The 704-nt window shown below is 45.5% G+C and carries 1 protein-coding gene; it reads left to right on the top strand.

The features are described from left to right. Positions 1 to 48 precede the first annotated feature (48 nt). Positions 49 to 704 (top strand): transposase (locus tag FC43_RS07145; protein WP_235807602.1); only part of this gene is annotated, 656 nt, incomplete at its 3' end.

Raw genomic sequence — 704 nt, 5'->3', positions numbered from 1 at the left:
GACTTTAAAGCTGGTCGCTTTGCGACGAGTGGGATGAGTATGGCTTTGATGAATGGAGAAACCCATGAATTGATTGATGTAATTGAATCCCGCACCAACACTTGTTTACGTAAGTATTTCTATCGGTATGAGTATGCCGTCCGGGCCAAAGTTAAATTAATCGTGGTTGATCTCTATCAACCTTATCGGTCTTTGATTCGAGATCTTTTTCCAAATGCCGCCATTGTTGCTGATCGCTATCATGTCGTGGTTCAAGCTTACCAAGCATTGAACCGAGTCCGTACCCAAACTATGAAGGCTTTGCCTTCTAAGAATAAGCTGGCCCACGCTTTAAAACGCTATTGGCGTTTATTGGTTAAGGATGCGGCCAAACTAAATTGGTACGATTTTAAGCGGCGAACTGGTTTTGGTGGCGCCCAGTTGAATGAGCGAGAAGTAATCGATCGGCTGACCGCTACGAGCGATGAGCTTAGTACGGCGTATGGTTACTACCAACAACTGTTGTGCGCCCTCCATTTTCAAAGTTCAGAAGTTTTGGCAGAGTTGTTAAAAACCAAGTTAACGGCTTTGCCGAAGCCTTGTCAAACGGCCCAACGTACGCTGCGAAACCACCGTCAGGAAATCGAGCGTAGTTTTGAGCAGCCTTATAATAATGGCTCGTTAGAAGGGACGAACAACGTCATCAAAACGATCAAACGAGTTGC

The sequence above is a fragment of the Limosilactobacillus ingluviei DSM 15946 genome (assembly GCF_001435775.1).
GTDB lineage: Bacteria > Bacillota > Bacilli > Lactobacillales > Lactobacillaceae > Limosilactobacillus > Limosilactobacillus ingluviei.
This window is presented reverse-complemented; position numbering and strand designations above follow the sequence as displayed.